Annotated in this window: 22 protein-coding genes and 1 other RNA gene; 14 read left to right on the top strand and 9 right to left on the bottom strand. The window is 49.9% G+C overall.

Annotated features, from left to right (window positions below; translation table 11 throughout):
- The first annotated feature begins 411 nt into the window (after positions 1–411).
- From QN379_RS01625 to QN379_RS01615, 3 genes are all read left to right on the top strand, one after another.
- Positions 412–1,971: a sugar ABC transporter ATP-binding protein gene (locus QN379_RS01625; RefSeq protein WP_323505825.1), complete on the top strand. Its 1,560-nt coding sequence runs from the start codon at positions 412–414 to the stop codon at positions 1,969–1,971.
- Positions 1,972–1,997: 26 nt separating this feature from the next.
- Positions 1,998–2,981: an ABC transporter permease gene (locus QN379_RS01620; RefSeq protein ID WP_322235565.1), complete on the top strand. Its 984-nt coding sequence runs from the start codon at positions 1,998–2,000 to the stop codon at positions 2,979–2,981.
- Positions 2,982–3,163: 182 nt separating this feature from the next.
- A complete protein-coding gene (locus tag QN379_RS01615; protein WP_323505824.1) occupies positions 3,164–4,117 on the top strand; it encodes an ABC transporter substrate-binding protein in 954 nt (317 codons plus the stop codon).
- Here QN379_RS01615 and QN379_RS01610 read toward each other — a convergent pair.
- The gene (locus tag QN379_RS01610) at positions 4,114–4,248 is read right to left on the bottom strand and encodes a hypothetical protein (protein ID WP_322235569.1); all 135 of its coding nucleotides are present in this window, start codon (positions 4,246–4,248) and stop codon (positions 4,114–4,116) included. The two genes, QN379_RS01615 and QN379_RS01610, sit on opposite strands and share 4 nt — an antisense overlap.
- Positions 4,249–4,344: 96 nt before the next feature.
- Here QN379_RS01610 and QN379_RS01605 point away from each other — a divergent pair, with 96 nt between their 5' ends.
- From QN379_RS01605 to QN379_RS01575, 7 genes are all read left to right on the top strand, one after another.
- Positions 4,345–5,355 (top strand): zinc-binding alcohol dehydrogenase family protein, encoded by a 1,011-nt coding sequence (locus QN379_RS01605; RefSeq protein ID WP_322240413.1) that lies wholly within the window; start codon positions 4,345–4,347, stop codon positions 5,353–5,355.
- A 257-nt stretch (positions 5,356–5,612) separates the two neighbouring features.
- Entirely contained in the window at positions 5,613–6,509 is an 897-nt protein-coding gene (locus QN379_RS01600; RefSeq protein WP_322235571.1) for a GntR family transcriptional regulator, read from the top strand.
- A gap of 121 nt (positions 6,510–6,630) precedes the next feature.
- Complete coding sequence (locus tag QN379_RS01595) at positions 6,631–6,963, top strand: UxaA family hydrolase (protein WP_322235573.1); 333 nt, start codon at positions 6,631–6,633, stop codon at positions 6,961–6,963.
- A gap of 5 nt (positions 6,964–6,968) precedes the next feature.
- A complete protein-coding gene (locus QN379_RS01590; RefSeq protein WP_322235575.1) occupies positions 6,969–8,180 on the top strand; it encodes a UxaA family hydrolase in 1,212 nt (403 codons plus the stop codon).
- A 103-nt stretch (positions 8,181–8,283) separates the two neighbouring features.
- Positions 8,284–9,297 carry an aldo/keto reductase gene (locus tag QN379_RS01585; RefSeq protein WP_322235577.1) on the top strand — a complete coding sequence of 338 codons (1,014 nt, stop codon included), beginning with the start codon at positions 8,284–8,286 and terminating at the stop codon, positions 9,295–9,297.
- Positions 9,298–9,312: 15 nt separating this feature from the next.
- The gene (locus QN379_RS01580; protein ID WP_322235579.1) at positions 9,313–10,140 is read left to right on the top strand and encodes an amidohydrolase family protein; all 828 of its coding nucleotides are present in this window, start codon (positions 9,313–9,315) and stop codon (positions 10,138–10,140) included.
- Positions 10,141–10,164: 24 nt separating this feature from the next.
- Entirely contained in the window at positions 10,165–10,479 is a 315-nt protein-coding gene (locus tag QN379_RS01575; RefSeq protein WP_323505823.1) for an L-rhamnose mutarotase, read from the top strand.
- A gap of 145 nt (positions 10,480–10,624) precedes the next feature.
- Here the strand turns inward: QN379_RS01575 and QN379_RS01570 are convergent, their stop codons facing one another.
- The 4 genes from QN379_RS01570 to QN379_RS01555 form a co-directional block, all read right to left on the bottom strand.
- The gene (locus QN379_RS01570; protein ID WP_322235583.1) at positions 10,625–10,774 is read right to left on the bottom strand and encodes an entericidin A/B family lipoprotein; all 150 of its coding nucleotides are present in this window, start codon (positions 10,772–10,774) and stop codon (positions 10,625–10,627) included.
- 196 nt (positions 10,775–10,970) lie between these two features.
- On the bottom strand, positions 10,971–11,648 hold the full coding sequence (locus tag QN379_RS01565; RefSeq protein ID WP_322235585.1) for a MarC family protein: 678 nt from the start codon (positions 11,646–11,648) through the stop codon (positions 10,971–10,973).
- A gap of 105 nt (positions 11,649–11,753) precedes the next feature.
- A complete protein-coding gene (locus QN379_RS01560) occupies positions 11,754–12,602 on the bottom strand; it encodes an FAD-dependent oxidoreductase (RefSeq protein ID WP_323505822.1) in 849 nt (282 codons plus the stop codon).
- A gap of 59 nt (positions 12,603–12,661) precedes the next feature.
- Positions 12,662–13,021: an FAD-dependent oxidoreductase gene (locus QN379_RS01555; RefSeq protein WP_323505821.1), complete on the bottom strand. Its 360-nt coding sequence runs from the start codon at positions 13,019–13,021 to the stop codon at positions 12,662–12,664.
- 297 nt (positions 13,022–13,318) lie between these two features.
- Here QN379_RS01555 and rnpB point away from each other — a divergent pair.
- Together rnpB and QN379_RS01545 are read left to right on the top strand one after the other, a co-directional pair.
- Positions 13,319–13,646: RNase P RNA component class A (rnpB, locus tag QN379_RS01550), an RNA gene on the top strand.
- Between the two features lie 218 nt (positions 13,647–13,864).
- Positions 13,865–14,419: a fasciclin domain-containing protein gene (locus QN379_RS01545; protein WP_322235589.1), complete on the top strand. Its 555-nt coding sequence runs from the start codon at positions 13,865–13,867 to the stop codon at positions 14,417–14,419.
- Between the two features lie 328 nt (positions 14,420–14,747).
- On the opposite strand, the gene QN379_RS01540 is transcribed toward QN379_RS01545, so the two are convergent.
- The 4 genes from QN379_RS01540 to QN379_RS01525 all read right to left on the bottom strand — a co-directional run bounded on the left by QN379_RS01540 (position 14,748) and on the right by QN379_RS01525 (position 19,889).
- Positions 14,748–16,691 carry an aconitase family protein gene (locus QN379_RS01540; protein WP_323505898.1) on the bottom strand — a complete coding sequence of 648 codons (1,944 nt, stop codon included), beginning with the start codon at positions 16,689–16,691 and terminating at the stop codon, positions 14,748–14,750.
- Complete coding sequence (gene leuD / locus QN379_RS01535) at positions 16,691–17,365, bottom strand: 3-isopropylmalate dehydratase small subunit (RefSeq protein WP_323505897.1); 675 nt, start codon at positions 17,363–17,365, stop codon at positions 16,691–16,693. Before leuD ends, QN379_RS01540 begins: the two co-directional genes overlap by 1 nt.
- Before the next feature lie 11 nt (positions 17,366–17,376).
- Entirely contained in the window at positions 17,377–18,777 is a 1,401-nt protein-coding gene (gene leuC / locus QN379_RS01530) for a 3-isopropylmalate dehydratase large subunit (protein WP_323505820.1), read from the bottom strand.
- Between the two features lie 176 nt (positions 18,778–18,953).
- Positions 18,954–19,889, bottom strand: coding sequence for a LysR family transcriptional regulator (locus QN379_RS01525; RefSeq protein WP_322235593.1), 936 nt, complete (start codon positions 19,887–19,889; stop codon positions 18,954–18,956).
- Positions 19,890–20,263: 374 nt separating this feature from the next.
- On the opposite strand from QN379_RS01525, the gene QN379_RS01520 reads away from it, so the two are divergent.
- Both QN379_RS01520 and QN379_RS01515 read left to right on the top strand, forming a co-directional pair.
- Complete coding sequence (locus QN379_RS01520; protein ID WP_323505819.1) at positions 20,264–21,424, top strand: acyl-CoA dehydrogenase family protein; 1,161 nt, start codon at positions 20,264–20,266, stop codon at positions 21,422–21,424.
- A 20-nt stretch (positions 21,425–21,444) separates the two neighbouring features.
- Positions 21,445–22,587: an enoyl-CoA hydratase/isomerase family protein gene (locus QN379_RS01515; RefSeq protein WP_323505896.1), complete on the top strand. Its 1,143-nt coding sequence runs from the start codon at positions 21,445–21,447 to the stop codon at positions 22,585–22,587.
- Positions 22,588–22,773: the final 186 nt, after the last annotated feature.

Below are 22,773 nucleotides of genomic sequence, written 5' to 3'. Positions count from 1 at the left end.
CACCATTTCTACGCGATAGTCGAACAACATTTTCTGCAATGCAACATGAATGTTTGTTGACTTTGGTTTTTTGGTTCTATATATTTATAAAACCAAAAAAAGAAACTTCATTTTAAATGGCGTTTGCATTCTTTAAAAGAGGATCAAAAGCACATTTTTCATTTTTTTGGCAATTATTAACACCTTAAAGCGGATGTCAGTTTCACTGTGGATCCGCTATTTATTTCTCATTGGCGGTACATTAAACATATAAAACCGTGATTCATTCGTAATGAGGGCGGATTCAAATGCAGCGGTTGAGCCAACAAATTGCCCGGTAGCTGCGAACGTCAGCCGCGATAATTTAATTGCGTATGTTGCATATGCTGGGTAAAAAAAGCTGTTAAACCCTTTAGCGTTTCTGAGAAAAATATGCAGCAAGAAGACACTGTTGAATCAGTTCAACGATTGCCGACCGATCCTGCCGAGGCGATTATTGCGACGATTCTTTCGTTGAGAGACATCACTAAGCGATTTCCCGGCGTGCTGGCATTGGATCGTGTCAGTTTCGATTTGAAAAAGGGCGAGGCGCATGCGGTATGCGGTGAAAACGGTGCAGGAAAATCTACTCTGATGAAAGTCATCAGCGGAGTATTTCAAGCCGATGAAGGGACTATTCTTTATAAGGGTGAGGTGCGCCAGTTTGGATCTAGCGTAGAGGCGCAGGCCGTTGGTATTGCCATCATCCACCAGGAACTGAATTTGGTGCCGCAACTGTCGGTTGCGGAAAACATCTTCCTGGCGCGTGAGCCGAAGAAAGGTTGGTTCATCGACAAAGCTAAAATGTGCGCAGACGCGCAAATGTATCTTGATCGTCTTAAGTTGCAGGTTAAGCCAACTGATCTGGTGAAGTCGCTGTCAGTGGCGCAGCAACAAATGGTTGAGATTGCGAAGGCCTTGTCATTAAACGCGGAAGTCCTGATCATGGACGAGCCGACTTCTTCCCTGACCGAAAGCGAAACCGAGCAGCTTTTCAAGATCATCAACGATCTGAAAAGCAAAGGTGTGTCGATTATTTATATCTCGCACCGCCTCGATGAAATGCAACACATCATTGACCGGGTGACGATCATGCGGGACGGGAAATATGTTAGTACCGATGACTTTTCATCCATTAGCGTAGACCAGATAGTAACCAAAATGGTCGGCCGCTCGCTTGATAGCAAATTTCCCGAACGGACCTCCGTCCCCACCGAAGAGACATTACTTTCGGTCAAAGAATTGACCCGAAATGACGGCATTGGCCCAGTCAGTTTTACTCTGCGACGTGGCGAAATTTTAGGGTTCGCCGGGTTAATAGGTGCGGGTCGGACCGAAGTCGCACGTGCGATATTTGGCGCAGACCCGATTACTGGTGGGCAAATATTTTTAGGCGATAGCGAGGTGATGATCGATTCACCGATTGACGCCATCAAGCATGGGATTGCCTATCTTTCCGAAGACCGGAAAAAAGATGGACTATTAATAAAAATGTCGGTGGCGAGCAATATTTCATTGACTAATATTGATGCTGTTTCGGACCGATTTGGTTTCATACAGTTTGCGAAGGAAGAAACGATCGGTCAGGAATATGTGCGAGTTCTCGATATCAAAACGCCTTCATGCCATCAGATCGTAAAAAATCTCTCAGGTGGAAATCAACAAAAAGTCGCGATCAGCAAATGGCTTTTTCGCGGCTCTAAAATTCTATTCTTTGACGAGCCAACACGTGGTATCGATGTCGGGGCCAAATTCGCGATTTACACATTACTCGATAAGCTTGCTGCCGACGGCATTGGCGTGGTGATGATCACCTCGGAGTTGCCGGAAATTCTCGGCATGACCGACCGTGTTGCAGTTTTTCATGAGGGAAAAATAGCGGCAATGTTGACGACAAAAAATACCTCTCAAGAAGAGATCATGCATCACGCATCCGGTCGATCCGGGATATAAAAATTAAAATAATCTGGAGACAAAGAATGAATGAAAAACAAAAAGATCTGGTCCAAAAGTTCGCCGCATTGGGCAGTTTATTGATTTTGTGCATTACGTTTTCGATGACTAGCAGTGCGTTCTTTTCGATGAGCAACGGGATGAGTGTTGCCTTACAAGTGACATCCATTGCGTATTTGGGTATCGGCGCGACCTGCGTGATCATTACCGGTGGTATCGATTTGAGCGTCGGCTCTGTGTTGGCATTGTCGGGCGTTGTCGCAGCGCTGGCGGTCAAGGCGGGCGTGGCGGTACCGTTGGGTATGTTTCTCGGAATCTTGGTTGGGGCGCTGTGTGGTGCGATAAACGGCTTCTTTATTACCAATCTAAAACTTCCTCCTTTTATTGCCACGCTTGGGATGATGTTGGTAGCGCGGGGTGTGGCATTGCAAATTACTGGCGCGCGTCCTGTCTCAGGGCTTGGTGACGCGTTCGGCGTCCTAGGAAACGGTGCATTGTTTCGGATCGTGAAGGAAACCACAAACGGGTTTCCTGATGTCGTGTTTCCCGGCATTCCTTATCCCGTCATCATCATGGTAGTTCTTGCGGTGCTGGTGTCAATTATGTTGAGCCGTACCACTTTCGGCAGACACATCTATGCGGTGGGATCAAATGCGGAGGCTGCACGTTTGTCTGGTGTCAACGTCGCCCGTGTCACTTTGTCGACTTATGTGATTTCGGGCGCGCTTGCGGGTCTTGCTGGCTGCGTACTGATGTCACGTCTGGTCACAGCACAGCCGAATGAAGGCGTCATGTATGAACTCGACGCAATTGCCAGCGCGGTCATTGGTGGCACGTCTCTAATTGGCGGTATCGGTACCATTTCGGGGACTGCAATTGGCGCTTTTGTCATCGGGATTTTACGTAACGGTTTGAACATGAATGGTGTTTCAAGCTTCGTCCAGCAAATCATTATTGGCGTAGTCATTCTGTTGACGGTCTGGATTGATCAGATGCGCAATCGCCGCTAGAACACTGCCTGATGCGGGACGACCGCTTTGGGCGTTGTAAATACGTAGTTTAATAAAATTGGACTCACGCCAAACCGTCCCAATAACGCGTGCCGACGAAGACAGTACGCTAGTACGGCTAGGAAAGCACAACGTAGTTGGGGCGATTTTGCGTAAGTCCTAAAATATAGAGGAGAACAAAGATGAATAACTTCAAGAAATTTTCTATCGGGCTATTGACCGCTACGCTGGCGTTTTCAATTCACTCAGCGCTTGCAGCCGGTGGAGAAATCGCGGTGATTGTGAAGTCGGCAAACTCCAATTACTGGCAGAACGTTCAAAAGGGCGCAGCAGCGGCGCTCAAGGACACCAAAGGTTACACAATGTCGTTTCAGGGACCGGCGTCGGAATCTGCGATTGCGGATGAAGTCAGCATGGTGGAGAACGCCGTGAACCGAAAAGTGGCCGGTATTGTGTTGGCCCCGTCAGATCCTGATGCGCTGATTCCGGCAATGAAGAAAGCCTGGGAAGCCAAAATTCCCGTGATCCTGATTGACTCTATGGTGTCGGATGGCGGTAAAAAATATTATCAGTCCTTCCTTTCCACGGATAACGATGCCGCTGGCGCGCTGTGTGCGAAAGAGTTGATCGCCAAAATTGGTACGACTGGCAAGATCGCGGTGATGTCGTATGTTGCGGGCGCTGGTTCAGAAATTGGTCGTGTCGGCGGCTTTAAAAAATATATTGCGGATAACTCCAAGCTGCACATTGTGAATACTTTCTATTCGCAATCGCAAATGGCGACCGCACTGAATCAAACCACTGATGTGCTGACTGCTAATCCTGATCTAAAGGGAATCTTTGGTGCCAACGAACCGACCGCAGTCGGCATGGCTCGCGCACTCAAGCAGTCGGGCAAAGCTGGGAAGGTCGTGGCAATTGGTTTTGATGGTAATCAAGATCTGCAAGAGTTTGTAAAAGATGGAACGATTGATGCGACGGCGGTGCAAGGTTCTTATCAAATGGGTGCGCTGGGAATCAAAACGTTGACCAGTGTGATCGAAGGAAAAACCGTGCCGAAGTTTGTCAATACCGGCGTTGTGATGGTAACGAAGAAAAATATTGATCTTCCCGAAGCCAAGAATGTTTTGTATTAATTGCCGGACGCAAATAAAAAGGTCGTTAAAGCATCCTGTGAGTCATGGCGGAGGCGTTGCATATTGATGATGGATTTGCAGGCTTCCGCATGCAATGCGATACCAATCTCGCCATGGCTAAAACGACTCATGGATACTCTTTCGTTTCTTTTTTAAAAGAAATGGGAAGGGTATCCAGGTAGTACTCAGGAAATGCAGATTTTGTAATGAAAAGAGATAAATAAATGATGAAAACCCTTGTCTGTGAAAGCCCTGGCATCCTGCAAATGGTGCAAAGACCCATGCCACAACGTGGGCCGGACGAAGTGTTGATGCGTGTCAGGCGGGTCGGTATTTGCGGCACGGATATGCATATCTATCAGGGCACGCAACCCTATCTTGATTATCCAAGAGTGATGGGTCATGAATTGTCGGGGGAGGTTGTAGAAGCACCTTGCACGTCTGCGTTAAAGGCGGGTGATACCGTCTACGTCATGCCTTATATATCTTGTGGCATTTGCGTAGCTTGCAAAAAAGGTAAAACGAATTGCTGTACCAATATTCAGGTATTGGGCGTTCATCGCGATGGTGGCCTGACGGAGTATTTGTCGATTCCGTTGGCATTTGCTTTTAAGACAGACGGCATCTCGCTGGATGATGCTGCGATGATTGAATTTCTTGCGATTGGCGCGCACGCCGTGCGCCGTGCCGCGATTCAAGCGGGGCAGAAAGTGTTGATCACCGGAGCCGGACCTATTGGTATTGCCACGGCATTGTTTGCGCGTCTGCGCGGCGCAGAAGTGTGTGTATTGGATACGCGGATTGATCGACTTCAGTTTTGTCGTGATGCGATGCAAATTTCCCATACGGTTGAGGTCGGTGAGACGGATAAGTCGCAACTGGCTGCGATGACTAACCAAGATTTTTTTGATGTGGTATTCGATGCAACCGGCAATACGAAAGCAATGGAAAGAGGATTCGAATTTGTCGCTCATGGTGGAACCTATGTGCTGGTTTCGATTGTTCGCGGTGATATCTCGTTTTCCGATCCTGAATTTCATAAACGTGAAATGACATTGCTTGGCAGTCGTAACGCAACCATGGAAGATTTTAAAGAGGTTTTAAAAGCAATGCGTGCCGGCTTGGTACCGACAAAACTGCTGAATACCCATCGCACCACCATGGATGCGCTTCCTGTGGTTTTTTCGGAATGGCTTAAACCGTCGGCAGGCGTCATCAAAGCGATCGTTGAATGTTGAGCTGGTGAATGCGTCTAATACTGTCATTTGACACAAGCCGCTTTCAAATCGCCTTCTTTAGGCGCACGCTGATTGGTACAAAAGTGAAGTGCCAAAGCGTAGAAAAACGTTTCACGGCATCGCGACGGTGCGAGCCAATGTCAAGAGTTTAGCATCGTGAGGACTCGTTTTTTAATGGTAAAATACTATGCAATTATCTTCCCAACCTTCTGTGGTTTCGACTAAGCGCGACACTGCGACTGCACGGTCAATATCTCATGTCAAAACCGCCAACCATCTTCAAAAAAACGACCAACTTTCTGTTGGGGTTTATTGCGCAAAACATGACTGTGTCAGAGGTACTGCCTTCGGAGCAGTATCTGGCAACGGTATGTCACGCGAGCAGAACGGTGGTGCGCAGTGTGATTGCTTATTTGGACGAACGCAGATTAATCAACGGTTTAACCGACCGTCAGTTGATCAGGCTTCCAATCGAGGACGATTATTTCGATGTCTCGGAATTGCAATCAGGACTGGAACGTATCCAGCAAGTGATGATGGAGCGGGTCTTCCAGAAAGATATGCAGCCGGGAGCCGAATTTTCGGAAGCAGAACTAGCGCGAGAAGCGGGGACCAGCACCGTGAGCATTCGGGAGTTTTTGATCGGTTTTTCTCGCTTCGGGTTGATCGAAAAAAAGCCCCGTGGCGGTTGGCGGCTGTGTGCGTTCGATCTTTCATTTGCACGCGAACTGGCAGATATGCGTCAGATGTTCGAGGTGGCTGCGGTCGAACATTTCTGCAGCTTGCTACCGACCGATCCGGCCTACAAAGAACTCGATCGACTGATTGTCAAACACGCACAATTAGAGCCGAAAATGAAGACCCGATATGGCGAGTTTCCCGCACTCGATCGCGAGTTTCATACGTTCCTTATCGGTCTGTTGCGCAACCGGTTTGCGCAAGAATTCTACGATATTGTTTCTTTCGTTTTTCATTACCATTATCAATGGGACAAAGGCGAGGAAATGCAGCGCAACAGTTATGCCTTGAAAGAGCATCTGGCGATTCTGCATGCGCTTTCCGAGCGCAATCCGGAAAAGGCGCTCGACTGTATGCGCAGCCATTTGGATTCCTCTCGCACGTCCTTGATGAAATCAATCCGTACGCGAGGATAGGTTTTTCTGCAGACTTAAATCGCTTTATCACTTTCCGTGCCGGTGCAGATTGCTTTCTGCGTCGGCTTAACATCGCCCAACTATTTTCTTTTCAATTTAACTTGCTTAAGGGGAATGCCGCATGGTGACCTCAACCAGACCCACGCCTGCGTCGTCTGTACTGCTGATGTCGGCACGGGATAACTGCGTGATAGCACGGTCGGCCTTGCGCGCTGGCGACGTGGTACTGATTGACGACCGGGAAGTCTTGTTGACGCAAAATATCGACATTGGCCATAAGTTGGCACGTTGCGCACTTCAGGTTGGTGACAAGGTATTGCGATACGGCGCACCAATTGGCAGCGTTTCGCAACCTATCGCCATTGGGCAACATATTCATACCCATAATTTGGAGAGTGATTACATTCCGACCTATACCCTGAGCGGTGAAGGTCATCATTTTATCGAGAGGTAATACCGATGAGTGCTAGCGAAATTTCTGGCTATTTGCGCGCTGACGGACGCAAAGGCATACGCAATATTGTAGTCGTCGCCTATATGGTTGAGTGCGCTCATCATGTGGCGCGGCAAGTGGTGAACGTGTTTCCTAATCAACCGGTACATCTGATTGGGTTTGCCGGATGTTTTCCCAACGAATATGCTGATCAAGTCATGCGGCGTCTGGTGACGCATCCAAATGTAGGCGCGGTTTTACTCGTTTCGCTGGGATGCGAAGGCTTCAACAAAAATGGATTAGCCGAGGTAGTTGCCGCCAGTGAACGTCCGGTGCACACGATTACGATTCAGGAAAACAAAGGAAGTCGGGCCAGTGTCAGTAGTGGCGTTGAATGGGTTCAATGGGCGCTTGACGACATTGCACGGCAGCCGAGAGTACCTATGGCGCTTAGTGAGTTGGTCGTCGCCACCATATGTGGCGGTTCAGACAGTACCAGCGGCATCACTGCAAATCCGGCAGTCGGCTATGCGTTCGATGTGCTGATCGATGCTGGCAGCACTTGTATTTTTGAAGAAACGGGCGAACTGGTCGGCTGTGAATATCACATGAAGAACCGCGCAGTGACACCAGAACTCGGCGATGCAATTGTGCAAACTGTTGAGAAGGCGGCGAATTATTACACCATTATGGGACACGGCAGTTTCTCTCCGGGCAATGCAGATGGCGGCTTGACGACGCAGGAGGAGAAGTCGCTAGGTGCATACGCCAAGAGTGGAGCGTCATCTATCTGTGGGATTTTAAAGCCGGGTGATCAAGCGCCAGGCGGCGGTTTATATTTGCTGGATGTCGTGCCTGATGGCGAGCCGCGCTTTGGGTTTCCCAATATCTCCGACAATGCTGAAATCGTTGAGCTGATCTCCTGCGGCGCGCATATTACTTTATTTACGACGGGGCGCGGTTCGGTGGTTGGATCGGCGATTTCACCGGTGATCAAAGTCTGTGCCAACCCGCACACCTTCGAACAATTGTCTGACGATATGGATATCAATGCCGGACGAATTTTGAATGGCGAAGCGACATTGGCAGAAGTCGGCACCGAAATTGTGACGATGGTGTGCGATGTGGCGAATGGTGGTTTGAGCCGATCAGAAGAGTTGGGACATCAAGAATTCATCCTCACCTATAAACGATTTGAGCCGTCCGGTCCGAGCTGTTTTCCGCTGCGCTCGCTGTGAATGAGTTGGGTAGCTTGAGTATGAAAGACTTAGCCTGAATTTATCTTTCGTTCGACGTTTAACCTCAAAAAGTGTTTTTTTACGTCTTTAAATTGGATCAATTATGCTTGCTAAAGCGTCTTCTGCGTTGCCTCGCAGCGGGTTATCACTGACAGCATTGGGAATGGGCTGCGCTGTTATTGGCGGGCTTTACATAGCGACTAGCGAAGCGGATGCGCGCGCTGCCTTGGATGAAGCTTGGGCGCTTGGACTACGGTATTTTGATACCGCGCCCTATTATGGTTTTACCTTGTCAGAACATCGCTTAGGTGCGGCATTGCGCGAGCGCCCACGCGACGAATATGTGATTAGCACCAAAGTCGGACGCCTCATGAAACCAGATAAGAGTGTGCGTGCGGGCGAGAGTGATTGGGCTGCGCCGCTGCCGTTTCGCCCGATGTTCGACTATAGTTACGACGGCATAATGCGCTCGCACGAAGATAGTTTGCAACGACTTGGGCTGACGCATATTGATGTGCTGTTTGTGCACGATATTGGGCGGATAACGCACGCTGACAGGCATGACCACTATTGGGGGCAACTGACTGTGGGTGGCGGCTTCAAAGCGCTCGATGATCTGCGCAGAAGCGGACAGGTTTCGGCAATTGGCCTCGGCGTCAACGAATGGGAGGTCGTCTACGCCAGCATGCAGGAAATCGATCTGGATTGCACGCTGTTGGCCGGGCGGTATACATTGCTGGAACAGGCAAGCCTTTCACCATTGCTCGACGCCTGCCAACGTGATGGAAATGCCATCGTCATTGGAGGGCCGTTTAACTCGGGCATACTTGCTGGCAATCCAAAATATAATTACATGGATGCACCAGCAGATATTGTTTTGCGCGTCAAAGAGTTGGAGGCGGTGTGTCTGGAATTTGCGGTCCCATTACCTGCTGCAGCGCTGCAATTTCCGATGGCGCATCCTGCCGTCGTATCGTGTATTCCTGGCGGCAAAGACGTTGCGCAGCTTCGTCAAAACGTAGCCTGGTTTGATATGCCGATACCGACAGAACTATGGACAACGTTAAAATCGCGCGGGCTGATCGACGAGCGCGCACCGGTTCCGGTCAATATTTAACCTGAAAGTATAAGCATGCGAATTGATGCCCATCAACATTTCTGGTTGCTTGCAGATCGCGGCGGCGCATGGCCGCCGCCTGAGCTGGCTGTAATTTGCCAAGATTTTTTGCCCGACGATTTGAAGCCGCATTTAGCCCGGAGTGGGATAGACGGGACGGTATTAGTACAGACTTTACCGAGCGAGGATGACACTACTTTTATGCTCGGGCTGGCGGCGCGTTATGCATTTATTCAGGCGGTTGTGGGATGGGTCGATTTGAAAGCGGCAGATGCCTCCGAAAGAATACAAATGCTCGCCATGCATCCGAAACTCAAAGGACTCCGTCCAATGCTGCAGGATATCCCGGATGACGATTGGATAGCCGACCCCGCACTTGCGCCAGCTATCGATACGATGCAGCGCTATAACCTCAGTCTCGATGCATTGGTTACGCCGCGCCACCTATCTTCTTTGCTGGTGTTTGCGAATCGTTTTCCGAACATGCCGATAGTTATTAATCATGCGGCTAAACCGTCGATTGCAAGCGGCGATATCACATTGTGGAAACAGAACATGACGCGGTTGGCGGCGTATCCGCAGATACATTGCAAACTATCCGGATTGGTAACGGAGGCAGCGCTGCAATGGCAGGTCGCTGACCTTCGGCCAGTGGTTGATCATGTGCTTGACGCTTTTGGTGCGGATCGGGTGATGTGGGGCAGCGACTGGCCGGTAGTGGATCTGGCGGCGGATTACGGACGCTGGACAGAGACGACCGATTTGCTTCTTGTTGGCTTGGGTGATTCCGACAGAAAAAAAGTACTCGGCCTGAACGCACAAGGTTTTTACCGCATCGATTAGGAATTAAAAATGCAAAGAATGGGAATGGTGATCGGTATCGATCCTGCTAGTATCGTTCAATACAAGGCTTTGCATACGGCGGTATGGCCGCAGGTGTTGGCGACATTAAAGGCAGCAAATATTCGCAACTATACAATTTTCTTACGTGAGCCGGAAAATCTTCTTTTTAGCTATTGGGAGTATTACGGCAAGAATTTTGAAGCTGACATGGCGCAGATTGCAGCGGACCAGATGACTCAAAAATGGTGGGCGGTGTGCGGCCCGTGTCAATTACCGCTGGCGTCAAGGGGCGATGGTGAGCATTGGGCAACGATGGAAGAAGTATTTCATATGGATTAATGATTCCGTCATTCGAGACGGAAGGTAAATGTCTATTTTATTAAATTTGTATCGGAGGGGAAATGAAAGCCCCAATAAAAAAACCCGACATAACGTCGGGTTTTTGTCGATGGCACGTACCTGACGCCATCTTGGGTATGGCTATTTACATTTTAGCTTTGGTATCTTGCGCAGCGTCTTGCACCTTCTGACCGCCCGACTGGACGTCTTTGCCCATGCCTTCGAACGTGTTACATGCTGAGAGGATACCGAACAAGCTGATTATTGCTGCGATCGAAACGATTTTCTTGATCATGGTTGGCTCCTGTGCTGTTAATAAAAGTGCTGCATCTACGGTGAAAATTCTGTTGTACTCATTTTGACTGATCTCATTAGTTGAGAAAAGACAGCCATAAGATTAACTTTTCTCGAAGATTGTGTCCATAGTCAACGCATATTTTTGTTGTTTCCAGGAAAATAGGGCCTGACATTTTCATTCGGCATGCGTATAACTATAAACCGATAGAGCGCAGCTGAAGCAGTAATCCACCTACGCCATCCCACAAAATCTGTACGCCGATACACAGTAAGATAAATGAATACATACGCAGCATGACTGTAGTGCCAGTGTCGCCAAGCAGCCTAACCAGCACACCGGCAAAGCGGTTACTGAAATACACAGCGACTGAAGCTAAGGCTAATGCGGCGACCGCAGCAACCAGTGTGATGATAACGGGTACCTGAGGAATCCGAAGGCCAGCACCAAGTGTGATGGCGACCGAAATTGATCCGGGGCCGACAGTAAAAGGGAAGGTGAGCGGGTAGAAGGCTTTTTTTGAAGCCAGTTCTTTGGTCCACAGCGATCCTGGAATGGTTTCTACCTTCTGAACCTCGTCCATGCCCAGCAATTTCCAGGCGGTGGCGATGACCAGCAGGCCTCCGGCGACCTTCACAACCGGTAGTGAGATGCCAAAAAATGCCAGAACATGCGTGCCGATAAACATTCCGGCAACCAGTAAAATAAACGTATTAACGGCGACGCGCCACGCCAGCGCGTTGCGGGTGGCATCTGAAGCGCCCGCCGTCAACGAATGAAAAATGGGTGCGTTACCGGGGGGATTCATGATCGGCAATAGCGCGGCCAGGACAAAGAAAACAGTTTTTACAAACGCGAGTAGGTGAAATTGCATGGGGTCTGGAGTGTCGTCGTGGGCTGACTAGCTTGTGAGGCGGCGGGATTTGCATTGTTTATGCACGAGCAGATTCTAGACCGACGAGGGTTATGCGGCAAGAGTTTAGGCACCAAACGCAAAAGGACTGCTCTCAATGCTGGGTGTCTCGCCATTAATCAATTGCAATAATAGCGTTGCGCTGCCGTGGGCAAGTGTCCAGCCGAGACCGCCATGCCCGACATTCAGATACAAATTGGGTACTGGCGAGGCGCCAATGATGGGAACGCCGCTTGGGGTAGCAGGACGCAAGCCGGTCCAAGGCGACAGCTCGGTGTCAGAAAGGTCTATGCTGCCAGGAAACAGAGCATTGACACCCTGTTTTAGCTCATCAATCGCACGATTGGGGATGTGTCGATCGAGGCCGACTATCTCCACCCGACCAGCGACGCGCAAACGTTCGCCAAGTCGCGCATAAACGATTTTCTTTGAAAGGTCGGTAATCGACACTTTGGGCGCTGCGGCTTGATTAGCACTGTTTCGGAGTGGGATCGTAATGCTGTAACCTTTGAGCGGATACACCGGCAAGTCGAATCCTGCCTGAAGCGCAAAGGCGGTGCTGTGTACGCCCATCGTCAGCACAAATTTATCAGCGGCGATTTGTTCGCTTCCGGCATGGACCGCGGTTAGCGCACGGTCACGCATTTCAAGCTTGCCGATGCGTTGGGAATGCGCAAAACGAAACCGTGGATTCGGCGACATCGCTGCTACCAGTTGTCTACAAAACATAGCGCAATCACCCGCTTCCTCACTTGGGGTATAGACGCCACCGACCCAATCGCGCTTTGCATTGGCTAAAGCCGGTTCAATTTCCATGCAGCGGATGGCGTCGATAACTTCTTGCTGGGAACCATATTGCGCCTGAAACGCCACTTGCTTACGCGCCGCAACTAAGCCTTTTTGATCTGTGAACATGACCAGTTTCCCCGCCGTTTTATGCTGAAAATCGAACGGCATTGCGTGAATGGTGCGTGCTAACTGATCACGACTAAAAAAAAAGCCAGGCGCAATAAATCAATCGTCGTTTTTTGCGTGGTGTTGGTATTACATGCTGCTAAAAATCGCAGTAGCCAGCGCCACTGTGCGGGATCAATTTTAGGGCGCAGCGTGAGAGGTGAGTCAGCGCCAAATAAATAGTGCGGCCAATGCGTCCAGACCGAGGGATCAGCCAGCGGCGCGACATAAGAAAAGCTCAGTTGGCCGCCATTAGCAAAACTGGTCTGTGCGCCGGGTTGCGCTTCGGCATCCACTAACGTGACCTGATGACCACCTTCCAGCAGGCGATAGGCAGACGTTACACCGATGATGCCAGCCCCTAAAACGCAAATATGCATGTTTGTTCCTATGACCAAAAGTGAGATGCAGTGTGGAAATGGATGTGAGCGTGGTGGAAGTATCAGCTACTCTGTCGCTATATTGTCTACAGCAGGGCAATCCGCCAGACATTATTTCATGTGTCTGCGGCTCACTATACGGATTGCGTCGGTAACTGTCACATGCCGTTTTGGCATGGTGCATAGCACCATTTTGCGCGTGAAAGCAGCGTGAGTGACCGCAAATAGCTGGTGTTATCTGATGGTTTAGTGGAATCTGCCTTTGCTGCTGGTCCACACTGAGGTAGAATGCCGCTTGAAGTAAGCCAGACAACCGCTGGTCATTCGGTGCAAGCTGCGTGGCGGGAGGAAGGTCCGGACTCCATAGAGCAGGGTGACGGTTAATGGCCGTCCGCCGTGAGGCGAGGAATAGGGCCACAGAGACGAGCGTATTAAGTTACGGTGAAACGCGGTAACCTCCACCCGGAGCAATTCCAAATAGGCACGCGTTGATGTTGCTCGCGGAGCGTGCGGGTAGGAAGCTTGAGCGCTGGAGTAATTCAGCGCCTAGAGGAATGGTTGTCATAACGGGCGGGCGCAAGCCTCATCGTCGTAACAGAATCCGGCCTATCGGCTTACTTCATTCTCTTTCAATTAATTTGCATATCTGCCAACTGCAGATATGCAATTATTTTTTTTCTGTACGACATTTCCCCTTTCAGTTTTCCTCTCAAGTGTCAGTTTCAGTTTTGGCTAGTCATTGTTTTTTTTCGTCAAACTTTTAAAACCGCTGAATCTAGTTTTAAATTACCGGCGTATATGACTCTGCAAGCTCCGAAAATTGACTCTCTTAAGGAAATTATCATGCGCAAATTCAGCACCGTAATCACACTCTCCGCCGCTTTGTTGGTCGCCAACGTGGCGTTTGCCGAAAACACCGTAATGGTCGGCGGACAAAGTATGTACCCAAGCAAAGATATTATCGATAACGCTGTCAATTCAGCTGATCACACGACACTCGTCGCAGCAGTAAAAGCGGCTGGGCTGGTTGATACACTGAAAGGAAAAGGTCCTTTCACCGTATTTGCACCAACCAACGAAGCTTTTGGCAAGTTGCCTGCCGGCACTGTCGATACGCTGGTAAAACCAGAAAATAAAGCAACGCTGACCAAGATTTTGACGTACCACGTTGTACCAGGAAAATATGATTTTATGGCGCTTTCGAATGCCATCACAAAAGGCGGTGGTCAAGCTGAATTGGCGACAGCTAGCGGCGGCAAATTAACCTTCAAGAAAAACGGAATGCACAACATTGACGTCATCGACGAAGGTGGTCACGTAGCCAGCATCAGCACATACGATGTCTATCAGTCGAATGGCGTTATTAATGTAGTCGACAGTGTTTTGATGCCAAAATAAGTCATTCGTTTTACCTCTCCTGATCAGTCGGTTCAATTCGACTGCAGGACCAGACATTGAACAGCAGCAGTGTATCGCGCATAGAGAATGCCGATTTCTGCTGCTTGCAAGCTAACCGATCCAAGGTGGCTGTGATTTGGACGACATTCCCATGTCGTCCTTTTTTTTGGTATGAATAGTTCGCTGGTGTGATCGAACGAATGATGGCGAATCCTATTATTTTATTACCCCAATGGCGCGCATTTTTTATCACGACTTTTAGTCGTGCCGTTAACTATGTTGCTGACCACCGTATTAAATATAAAGGTAAATTATTTTTTTTAACATTTTAATTTTGTGATGTTTGTAAATGAGCGAACGTCGTAATTTTTCCGGCGAGCGCGCTCGCAGCAACGGTGTAAGGACTCGCCAGCCAGACCTGGCCGGGACCGGACCGACCTGGAAAATTTCTGTTTATTGCGCTGATGGTGACATCATTCGCATCCGTTGATTGGCCCGGGCCGCAGTTGGCGCAAGAGCCGCAACCCGGTAGGATCATTATTGCGCCAGCTTTTTCAAACACTGTCATATAGCCTTGCTCTTCGCAGTAACGACGTACTTCGAGTGTGCCGAACTGCAAGAATAGTGTAGTGTGCGATGGCACGGTCATGTTGCGTGCAACGCCCCAACTCAGCACTTCGTGATAAAAATCAAAGTCATGCTGTTTGCCAGCGGTACAAGATCCGCCATAGGCAATATTGATAGGAATATCCTGCATCAAGCTATCGGCTGTGATTCCGTTGCCAGGATCGCCGGGGCGTGCCAACATCGCGGAAATAGCCGCTGCGTCGATGACAACGCGCTTTCGGTAATGCGCATCGGCATCGCTGACCATCCAGTCTTCGATTACAAAATCGATCCGACGTCGTTGCTTTAAGAATGCGACCGTTTTATCGTCGGGTTCCACAATGCCGGTAAAGCCGCCCAACTCCGCAACCATGTTGGTTAGTGTGGCGCGTTCATCGATATCCATCGCGCGAATGGCAGAACCACCGTATTCAAATACCAGGCCTATTGCATCGCCTGCACGAATAAAATCCATCTGTAATAAATGCAGTACGATATCTTTTGCCGTCACGCCTGGCCGCAAGCATCCATCGATTTGAATACGGATGGTTTCAGGCACTTTGCAGCGTACATAGCCAGTCATCCAGCTATTAGCGATTTCCGTTGCGCCTGCTCCAAAAGCGAGGCATCCCAGCGCACCAGAATGCGGTGTGTGCGAGTCGGTGCCAGCAATTACCTGACCGGGCAGCGCATAGTTTTCAGCCATCATCGCGTGACAGATTCCCTCTGAACCGGCACTGTCTGTTAGCTTTCCGTGCGAACGAACGGGATAGTCTTGCGTAAAGCGAGTATGCCCTTCGGTCAGATTGGCAACACCTTGCAATAAATTGTCGCGTACATGCGGCAGACTTTGCGCCGCCAGAACTAAATGATCCTGAAAAGCGATGATGCTTTCAGGATGATGCAACGTGACCGGATTGCCGAAAGCGCGGTGCATTAAATGCGTGCACATACCGGTGAAATAATCGTGGCTGAAACGCCAGTCCGTGGAAATAAATGTGCCTTGTCCACGTTCAGCATGCGCGATATCTGGATGTAAATGCCGATCAATAATTTTTTCAACCAGGGTTTTTCCATGACTTGCCGAAGTGGTATTTGATCGCTGTTCTGGGGCGGGCCACGATGCAGACTTACTATAAGCAAGCAGACCACCGCAACGAATAATATCTTGCGTCAATTGATCGCGCCCTTCTAAAAAGGCATCGATAGGAATAGATTCACCAGCGTTGATGCGATCCAGAATCGAAAAATCGGTCGTCGTCAAAATCCCGATATTGTCGCAATTTTGTTGATAGATACGCTCAAAACTTTCAGCGATAATTAATTTAATTCCGGCCGATAGTTCTGCCAACGGACTTGATTCACGTGATGAACCTTTGCCGTAACGTTTGCCAGCCACCGTCACCTGAAAACCACCGTCTTTAATCGCGTTTTTTTTGATTGGATGTTCGCCGCCCGTTTTGAATCCTACGTACGGAACATCTCCGAGACGCTCGTCATACACCATCATGACCGTAACGGGCGTGATTTCGTCCGTGGATACGTCATCACGCAACGGAAGGGCGTCTGCCAGGCGGATATTTTTACCCTTCAGTTGCGTCACAATACAATCGGCATCTTGCGACAAAAAGAGTACACGGCCATTAAATTGCATTAATTTTTCCATCATGCGCTTTTGCTTCCAATTGCTGTTTTGAGTGTTTTCAATAACCATGGATGTTTGACGAGATGGCGGTCTTCAAACTCGCGTATTTGATCCATCTTCCGTAACGTCAATCCGATGTCATCCAGACCTTCCAGAAGACAGAGCTTGCGGAAAGGATCGACCTCAAACGTATAGTTAATAACGCCATCTGCGCTGGTAACGGTTTGTTGCTCAAGATTGATGCTTAACACAAATCCGGGCGTGGCTTCAACCGCGTTAAACAGACAATCTATCGCTTCTTCGCTAAGAATAATCGGCAATAATCCGCTCTTAAAACAATTGTTGAAAAAGATGTCGGCAAAGCTGGATGCGATCACGGCACGAAAGCCGTATTGATCCATCGCCCACGGCGCATGTTCACGCGATGATCCGCAACCAAAATTTTGCCGTGCAAGCAAAATGGATGCGCCTTGAAAGCGCGCCTGATTGAGGACAAAATCAGGATTGAGCGGCCTGTTGGTGCAGTCTTGTCCAGGCTCGCCATGATCGAGATAGCGCCATTCATCAAATAGATTTTGACCGAAGCCAGTGCGTTTAATCGATTTCAAGAATTGCTTCGGGATAATAACGTCGGTATCCACATTGGCACGATCCAGCGGTGCGACTAATCCCACAAGGTGTTTAATTTTTTTCATCATTAGTGACCTTATAACGATCTGATATCAACAAAATGTCCGGCAATGCCAGCCGCTGCCGCCATGGCAGGACTGACCAGATGTGTTCGTCCGCCTGCGCCCTGACGCCCTTCGAAATTCCTGTTTGACGTGGAGGCGCAACGTTCGCCCGGTGCCAGACGATCGGCGTTCATCGCCATGCACATGGAGCAGCCGGGTTCGCGCCATTCGAAGCCGGCATCCAGAAAGATGCGATCCAGACCTTCTTGCTCGGCTTGTTGTTTTACCAGACCAGAACCGGGTACGACCATTGCCAGCACGACGTTGGCAGCGCGCCGTTTACCACGCACGATGGCCGCGGCTGCACGCAAATCTTCGATGCGCGAGTTAGTGCACGAGCCGATAAACACTTTATCGATGGCGATATCTGTGATCATGGTATTGGCGCTGAGGCCCATATAAGCCAATGCCTTTTGCATGCCGTCGCGTTTTGTCGCGTCTTGCTCATCCTCTGGATCGGGAATGTGTCCGTTAATCGAAACAACCATTTCCGGCGAGGTTCCCCACGTTACCTGCGGTGCTATCACACTTGCGTCAATGGTGACGGTAGCGTCGAAAATAGCATCGTGATCGGATTGCAGAGACCGCCAATAGTCAAGCGCCTGATCCCACTCTGCGCCGGTGGGCGACAGAGGTCGGCCTTTGACATAAGCCAGCGTGGTGTCGTCAAAGGCGATCATGCCAGCCCTTGCACCGGCTTCTATCGACATATTGCAGACGGTCATACGGCCTTCCATCGACAAATTGCGGATAGTTGAACCGGCGTATTCGATCGCATATCCCGTTCCGCCAGCGGTGCCGATGGTGCCGATCAATGCTAAAACGATGTCTTTGGCGGTGACGCCAACAGCTAATTGGCCTTCGACTAATACCAGCATTGATCGCATTTTTTTGGTTAGCAATGTTTGCGTGACCAATACGTGTTCAACTTCTGATGTGCCGATTCCGTGCGCGAGGCAGGCAAAGGCGCCATGCGTGGAAGTGTGGGAATCGCCGCAGACCACGGTCATGCCAGGCAGCGTGGCGCCTTGTTCCGGTCCGATCACGTGTTCGATACCCTGGCGCATATCCTGCAAGCCGAAAAAAGTCAGCCCGTAGGTTTTTGCATTCGCGTCAAGTGTGTCGACTTGCAGACGCGAAATTGGATCTTGAATACCTTGGCTGCGGTCGGTCGTTGGCACGTTATGATCGGCGACAGCAAAATTGGCAGCCACACGCCAAGGTGTTCTTTGCTCCAGTCTCAAGCCCTCAAATGCTTGCGGGCTGGATACTTCATTGATGATATGACGATCGATATAAAGAAGACTGGTACCGTCACTTTCGGTAGTGACGACGTGCGCGTCCCAGAGTTTGTCGTAAAGGGTTTTGGCCATGAGGTTTCATGCAGAATGATGTAGAGATGCAGAAATCATACCGGCAGCCAGTAGCGGGTGAAGTGATCACTGGCGATGACAGGCGTCTCGATTGGAGATGATTGCACAAACGCCATGCTTAAGATACGTAGTGAGGGTTAGAACCTATTGACGGTGGCCGATGGTGACCGATTCTTTTACTTATTCACCAGAAAGTTGACCAGCGACGTCGCCGTAGCGGTCAATTGGTCGCGCTGATTGAAAATAATAACCAGATGGCGAATAGCCCACGGATCTCGAATGGGAACCAATTTCACCGCCAATGTATTTAAATATAACTCGCCGATTTGTTGTGGTACCACGGCGATGCCGAGACCGACATGGACCATGCGACACAGCGCGTCCAGACTGCTGACTCTGATCTTGATTTTAAGTTGCGCACCAAGATTGATCGCTTCTTGTGCCAGAAGTTGGGTAAGCGTAGCGTCCGCACCGAGGCTAACAAAGTTCTCATTCACGATTTCCGTTAATCCAACCGATGTTTCGGCGCTCAGCGGATGGCTGCGCGGAACCATTAAGAAAAGGTGATCGGTGCGGTAGGGTAAATATTGGAACTGTTCCAGACCTGCGATAGCATTGCAAATGCCTAAATCGGCATTGTGTTCTCGAATGCTGCGCATTACCTCTGTGCTGTTTTGCTCTTCCAGATCAATATCAACATGGGGAAAAATGCGTTGGAACGCAGCGATATCCTCTGGCAAAAATTGTACGATGGAGGACAAATTTCCGACCAGACGTACTTTGCCCTTAGCCCCGCTGGAAAACTCAGAAAGCTCTGCGCCTAGCGCTTCTATGCTGGCAATCACCGCTAGCGCATGGCGTAGCACCGTTTCACCAACCGGCGTGACTGAAATACCACGCGATTCGCGGTGTATGACGGGTAATCCGATCATTGCCTCGATTTCACCGATACGACGGCTGACCGCAGAAGGCGCGATGAATTCGCGTTCGGCGGCGCGCGCGATATTCTTCTCCTGGCAAACAGCGACGAATAAACGGAGTGAAGTAAGATCGATTTTTCTGAGGAGATTATTCATGTAGTGAGTTTTGTTATAGGCATCTATCGATCTCATTCCTGAATCATTGCATGCAAAAAATGGCCTGCTTCAGGACCGACAGCTTGCAATATACCAAATGGCTGTCAGTCATTGCGGAGTTGATGAAATTTCGTTTAACGCTGAAGCTCAGCGGAGCTCCGACTAATCTTACCTTCGATGCCGAATAATGTGGTTTTAAGCGTGCTCTCGGTATGATTCGACACCGCTGATGAGGTTTCGGATGGTGCTTTTTAAGACTTGGGATTGCACCTCGGTTGAGGTTGATGCTGACGACGACGCTAGTGTGACGTTTACGTAAACGTCAATTCTTGCTATTCTTCAGAAAATAATTAGAGAACGTCGCGCCGCATACGCGCTAACAAAAATCACTCATCAGGAGACCGAACAACATGGATTTTGAACTGTCAGAAGAGCAACGAGCGTTTCAGCAGACGGCGCGCGATTTTTCCGTTGGTGAATTTGCACCGCACGCGGCGCTCTGGGATGCCGAGGGTATATTCCCCACAGATGCTATTGCCAATGCAGGTGAACTAGGATTTTGCGGTCTATATACGCCGGAAGAGGCGGGCGGTCTGGGCTTGTCACGTCTGGATGCGACTATCGTATTTGAGGAACTGGCGCGAGGCTGCACGTCCACGACCGCCTATCTGACCATACACAATATGGTGAGCTGGATGGTCGCAAACTGGGCGACCCCGGCATTTAAGCAGCAATGGTGCGAGCAGTTGGCGAGCGGCAAGAAACTGGGATCGTATTGCCTGACCGAGCCGGGTGCGGGATCGGATGCGGCGTCACTAAAAACCAATGCTGTTCTGGAGGGTGATACTTACGTTCTGAATGGTTCCAAGGCGTTTATTTCTGGCGCTGGTGCGACGGATCTGTTGGTGGTGATGGCGCGCACTGGCGGCGATGGCGCCGGTGGTGTCTCGGCATTTGTAGTGCCAGCCGATACGCCAGGAATCAGTTATGGCCGTAAAGAACAAAAAATGGGCTGGAACAGTCAGCCGACCCGTACGATTAGTTTTGATAATGTGCGTATTCCTGCGGACCATTTAATGGGGCAGGAAGGCGAGGGATTTCGGATGGCGATGCGTGGATTGGATGGTGGCCGCATCAATATTGCAACTTGTTCAGTCGGAACTGCACAGGCTGCGCTGGATGCCGCGCACGGATACATGAACGAGCGCCGTCAATTCAAGCGGCCGTTAGCTGATTTTCAGGCGCTGCAATTTAAATTAGCCGATATGCAGACGGAGTTGGTCGCGGCGCGCCAGATGGTGCGTCTGGCGGCGTGCAAACTCGACGCCAAAGACGCAAATGCCACGACCTATTGCGCCATGGCGAAGCGTTTTGCGACCGACATCGGATTTCAAATTTGCAATGAGGCGCTGCAAATTCATGGCGGTTACGGCTATATTCGTGAATATCCGCTTGAGCGCTATTTCCGCGACGTGCGCGTCCATCAAATTCTGGAAGGCACTAACGAAATCATGCGCGTTATTATTGCCCGCAATCTATTAAGTAACGGTTCAAACGAGGATGTACGATGAGTCAAATAATTTCTCCTGACATGCCGCAGCCGGTATTGTTTGAGGAGCGAACGGCCGAAAACGGTAAGCGTATCGGTATCGCGACACTCAATGTAGAGAAGACCTTAAATTCGATTTCGCTGGAAATGGTCGATTTGCTGGATCCGCAACTGCGTAAATGGGCGGCAGATCCCCAAATCGCCATCGTCGTGTTGCAAGCGGCTGGCGAAAAAGCATTTTGTGCCGGGGGCGACTTACAGCATTTGTACCACACGATGCTCGAACACCACGCGACGGACGACCCCGAAAATATCCAGGGAAACCCCTACGCTGGTGCATTTTTTGAGCGGGAATACCGGCTAGACTATTTGATTCACACCTTTCCCAAGCCAATTCTTGCCTGGGGACATGGCATTGTCATGGGTGGCGGGATTGGTTTGATGTCCGGCGCGAGTCATCGCGTGGTGACCGAAAAATCGCGTTTAGCAATGCCAGAGATCACGATTGGTTTGTACCCAGACGTCGGCGGGACCTGGTTTTTAAACCGGATGCAGGGACATGTTGGCCTGTTTTTGGCGCTGACCGGTGCATCGATTGGTGCAGCTGATGCGATTTTTGCCGGTTTGGCCGATGTCGAAATTGCTCAGGCGAATAAGCAAGTGGTATTGGACGCTTTGTTGAAGCAATCGTGGACGGGCGATGAAGATGGGGTTTTATTGACGCGGTTGTTGCAAAGCCATGCGTCTTTCTCGGCTACATCAGTGCCAACTCCATTGAGCGCCCACCTTGCATTGATCAATCTACTTTGCAGCCAGCCAACCTTGCCAGAAATTGTCGACGCCATTCTAGCGCTGAAAACGGACGATGTGTGGCTGCAAAAAGCAGCGGCAACGTTGCGTGCCGGCAGTCCGGGCTCTGCTGGCTTAATTTATGCCCTACTTCGTCGCGGTCGACATCTGTCTTTGGCCGAAATCTTCCGTTTAGAGTACGTCGTGACCTTGCACTGCGCGGCTCGCGCAGATTTTTCCGAAGGTATTCGGGCATTGATCATCGAGAAGGATCGTCAGCCAAAATGGCTGCATGCAGGTTTAGCAGACGTTAGCCGGGATTGGGTGAATGGATTTTTTGAGGGGCCATGGGCGGTGGTTGGTCCTTCAAAACATCCGCTAGCGGATTTGATTTGATGCAATGAACGCTTAAAGCAAGATTTCCGTGACGGCCACCGGCGGTCATGGAAAATTGAATTGTTTTTTTTGCATGAGATGCGCGTTGTTGCGAATTTTCGGTAGGATGGATATTGTTGAAGATGTGGGTTTTGAAATTTCATCAAATTTTATCGTGTCAGCAAAGCGCACAGTGTGTTTCAGGAC

Source organism: Glaciimonas sp. Gout2 (assembly GCF_035018905.1).
In the GTDB taxonomy this organism is placed as follows: domain Bacteria; phylum Pseudomonadota; class Gammaproteobacteria; order Burkholderiales; family Burkholderiaceae_D; genus Glaciimonas.
This window is presented reverse-complemented; position numbering and strand designations above follow the sequence as displayed.

Bases quoted from the DNA above. Each gene is read 5' to 3' on its own strand.
- QN379_RS01520 (WP_323505819.1), top strand. From the start codon at position 20,264: ATGGATTTTGAACTGTCAGAAGAGCAACGAGCGTTTCAGCAGACGGCG.
- QN379_RS01620 (WP_322235565.1), top strand. From the start codon at position 1,998: ATGAATGAAAAACAAAAAGATCTGGTCCAAAAGTTCGCCGCATTGGGC.
- QN379_RS01595 (WP_322235573.1), top strand. From the start codon at position 6,631: ATGGTGACCTCAACCAGACCCACGCCTGCGTCGTCTGTACTGCTGATG.
- leuD (WP_323505897.1), bottom strand. From the start codon at position 17,365: ATGAAAAAAATTAAACACCTTGTGGGATTAGTCGCACCGCTGGATCGT.
- QN379_RS01575 (WP_323505823.1), top strand. From the start codon at position 10,165: ATGGTGATCGGTATCGATCCTGCTAGTATCGTTCAATACAAGGCTTTG.
- QN379_RS01585 (WP_322235577.1), top strand. From the start codon at position 8,284: ATGCTTGCTAAAGCGTCTTCTGCGTTGCCTCGCAGCGGGTTATCACTG.
- QN379_RS01625 (WP_323505825.1), top strand. From the start codon at position 412: ATGCAGCAAGAAGACACTGTTGAATCAGTTCAACGATTGCCGACCGAT.
- QN379_RS01565 (WP_322235585.1), bottom strand. From the start codon at position 11,648: ATGCAATTTCACCTACTCGCGTTTGTAAAAACTGTTTTCTTTGTCCTG.
- QN379_RS01525 (WP_322235593.1), bottom strand. From the start codon at position 19,889: ATGAGATCGATAGATGCCTATAACAAAACTCACTACATGAATAATCTC.
- QN379_RS01545 (WP_322235589.1), top strand. From the start codon at position 13,865: ATGCGCAAATTCAGCACCGTAATCACACTCTCCGCCGCTTTGTTGGTC.
- QN379_RS01600 (WP_322235571.1), top strand. From the start codon at position 5,613: ATGTCAAAACCGCCAACCATCTTCAAAAAAACGACCAACTTTCTGTTG.
- QN379_RS01615 (WP_323505824.1), top strand. From the start codon at position 3,164: ATGAATAACTTCAAGAAATTTTCTATCGGGCTATTGACCGCTACGCTG.
- QN379_RS01590 (WP_322235575.1), top strand. From the start codon at position 6,969: ATGAGTGCTAGCGAAATTTCTGGCTATTTGCGCGCTGACGGACGCAAA.
- QN379_RS01560 (WP_323505822.1), bottom strand. From the start codon at position 12,602: ATGTTCACAGATCAAAAAGGCTTAGTTGCGGCGCGTAAGCAAGTGGCG.
- QN379_RS01580 (WP_322235579.1), top strand. From the start codon at position 9,313: ATGCGAATTGATGCCCATCAACATTTCTGGTTGCTTGCAGATCGCGGC.
- QN379_RS01570 (WP_322235583.1), bottom strand. From the start codon at position 10,774: ATGATCAAGAAAATCGTTTCGATCGCAGCAATAATCAGCTTGTTCGGT.
- QN379_RS01555 (WP_323505821.1), bottom strand. From the start codon at position 13,021: ATGCATATTTGCGTTTTAGGGGCTGGCATCATCGGTGTAACGTCTGCC.
- QN379_RS01540 (WP_323505898.1), bottom strand. From the start codon at position 16,691: ATGGAAAAATTAATGCAATTTAATGGCCGTGTACTCTTTTTGTCGCAA.
- leuC (WP_323505820.1), bottom strand. From the start codon at position 18,777: ATGGCCAAAACCCTTTACGACAAACTCTGGGACGCGCACGTCGTCACT.
- QN379_RS01610 (WP_322235569.1), bottom strand. From the start codon at position 4,248: ATGAGTCGTTTTAGCCATGGCGAGATTGGTATCGCATTGCATGCGGAA.
- QN379_RS01515 (WP_323505896.1), top strand. From the start codon at position 21,445: ATGCCGCAGCCGGTATTGTTTGAGGAGCGAACGGCCGAAAACGGTAAG.
- QN379_RS01605 (WP_322240413.1), top strand. From the start codon at position 4,345: ATGAAAACCCTTGTCTGTGAAAGCCCTGGCATCCTGCAAATGGTGCAA.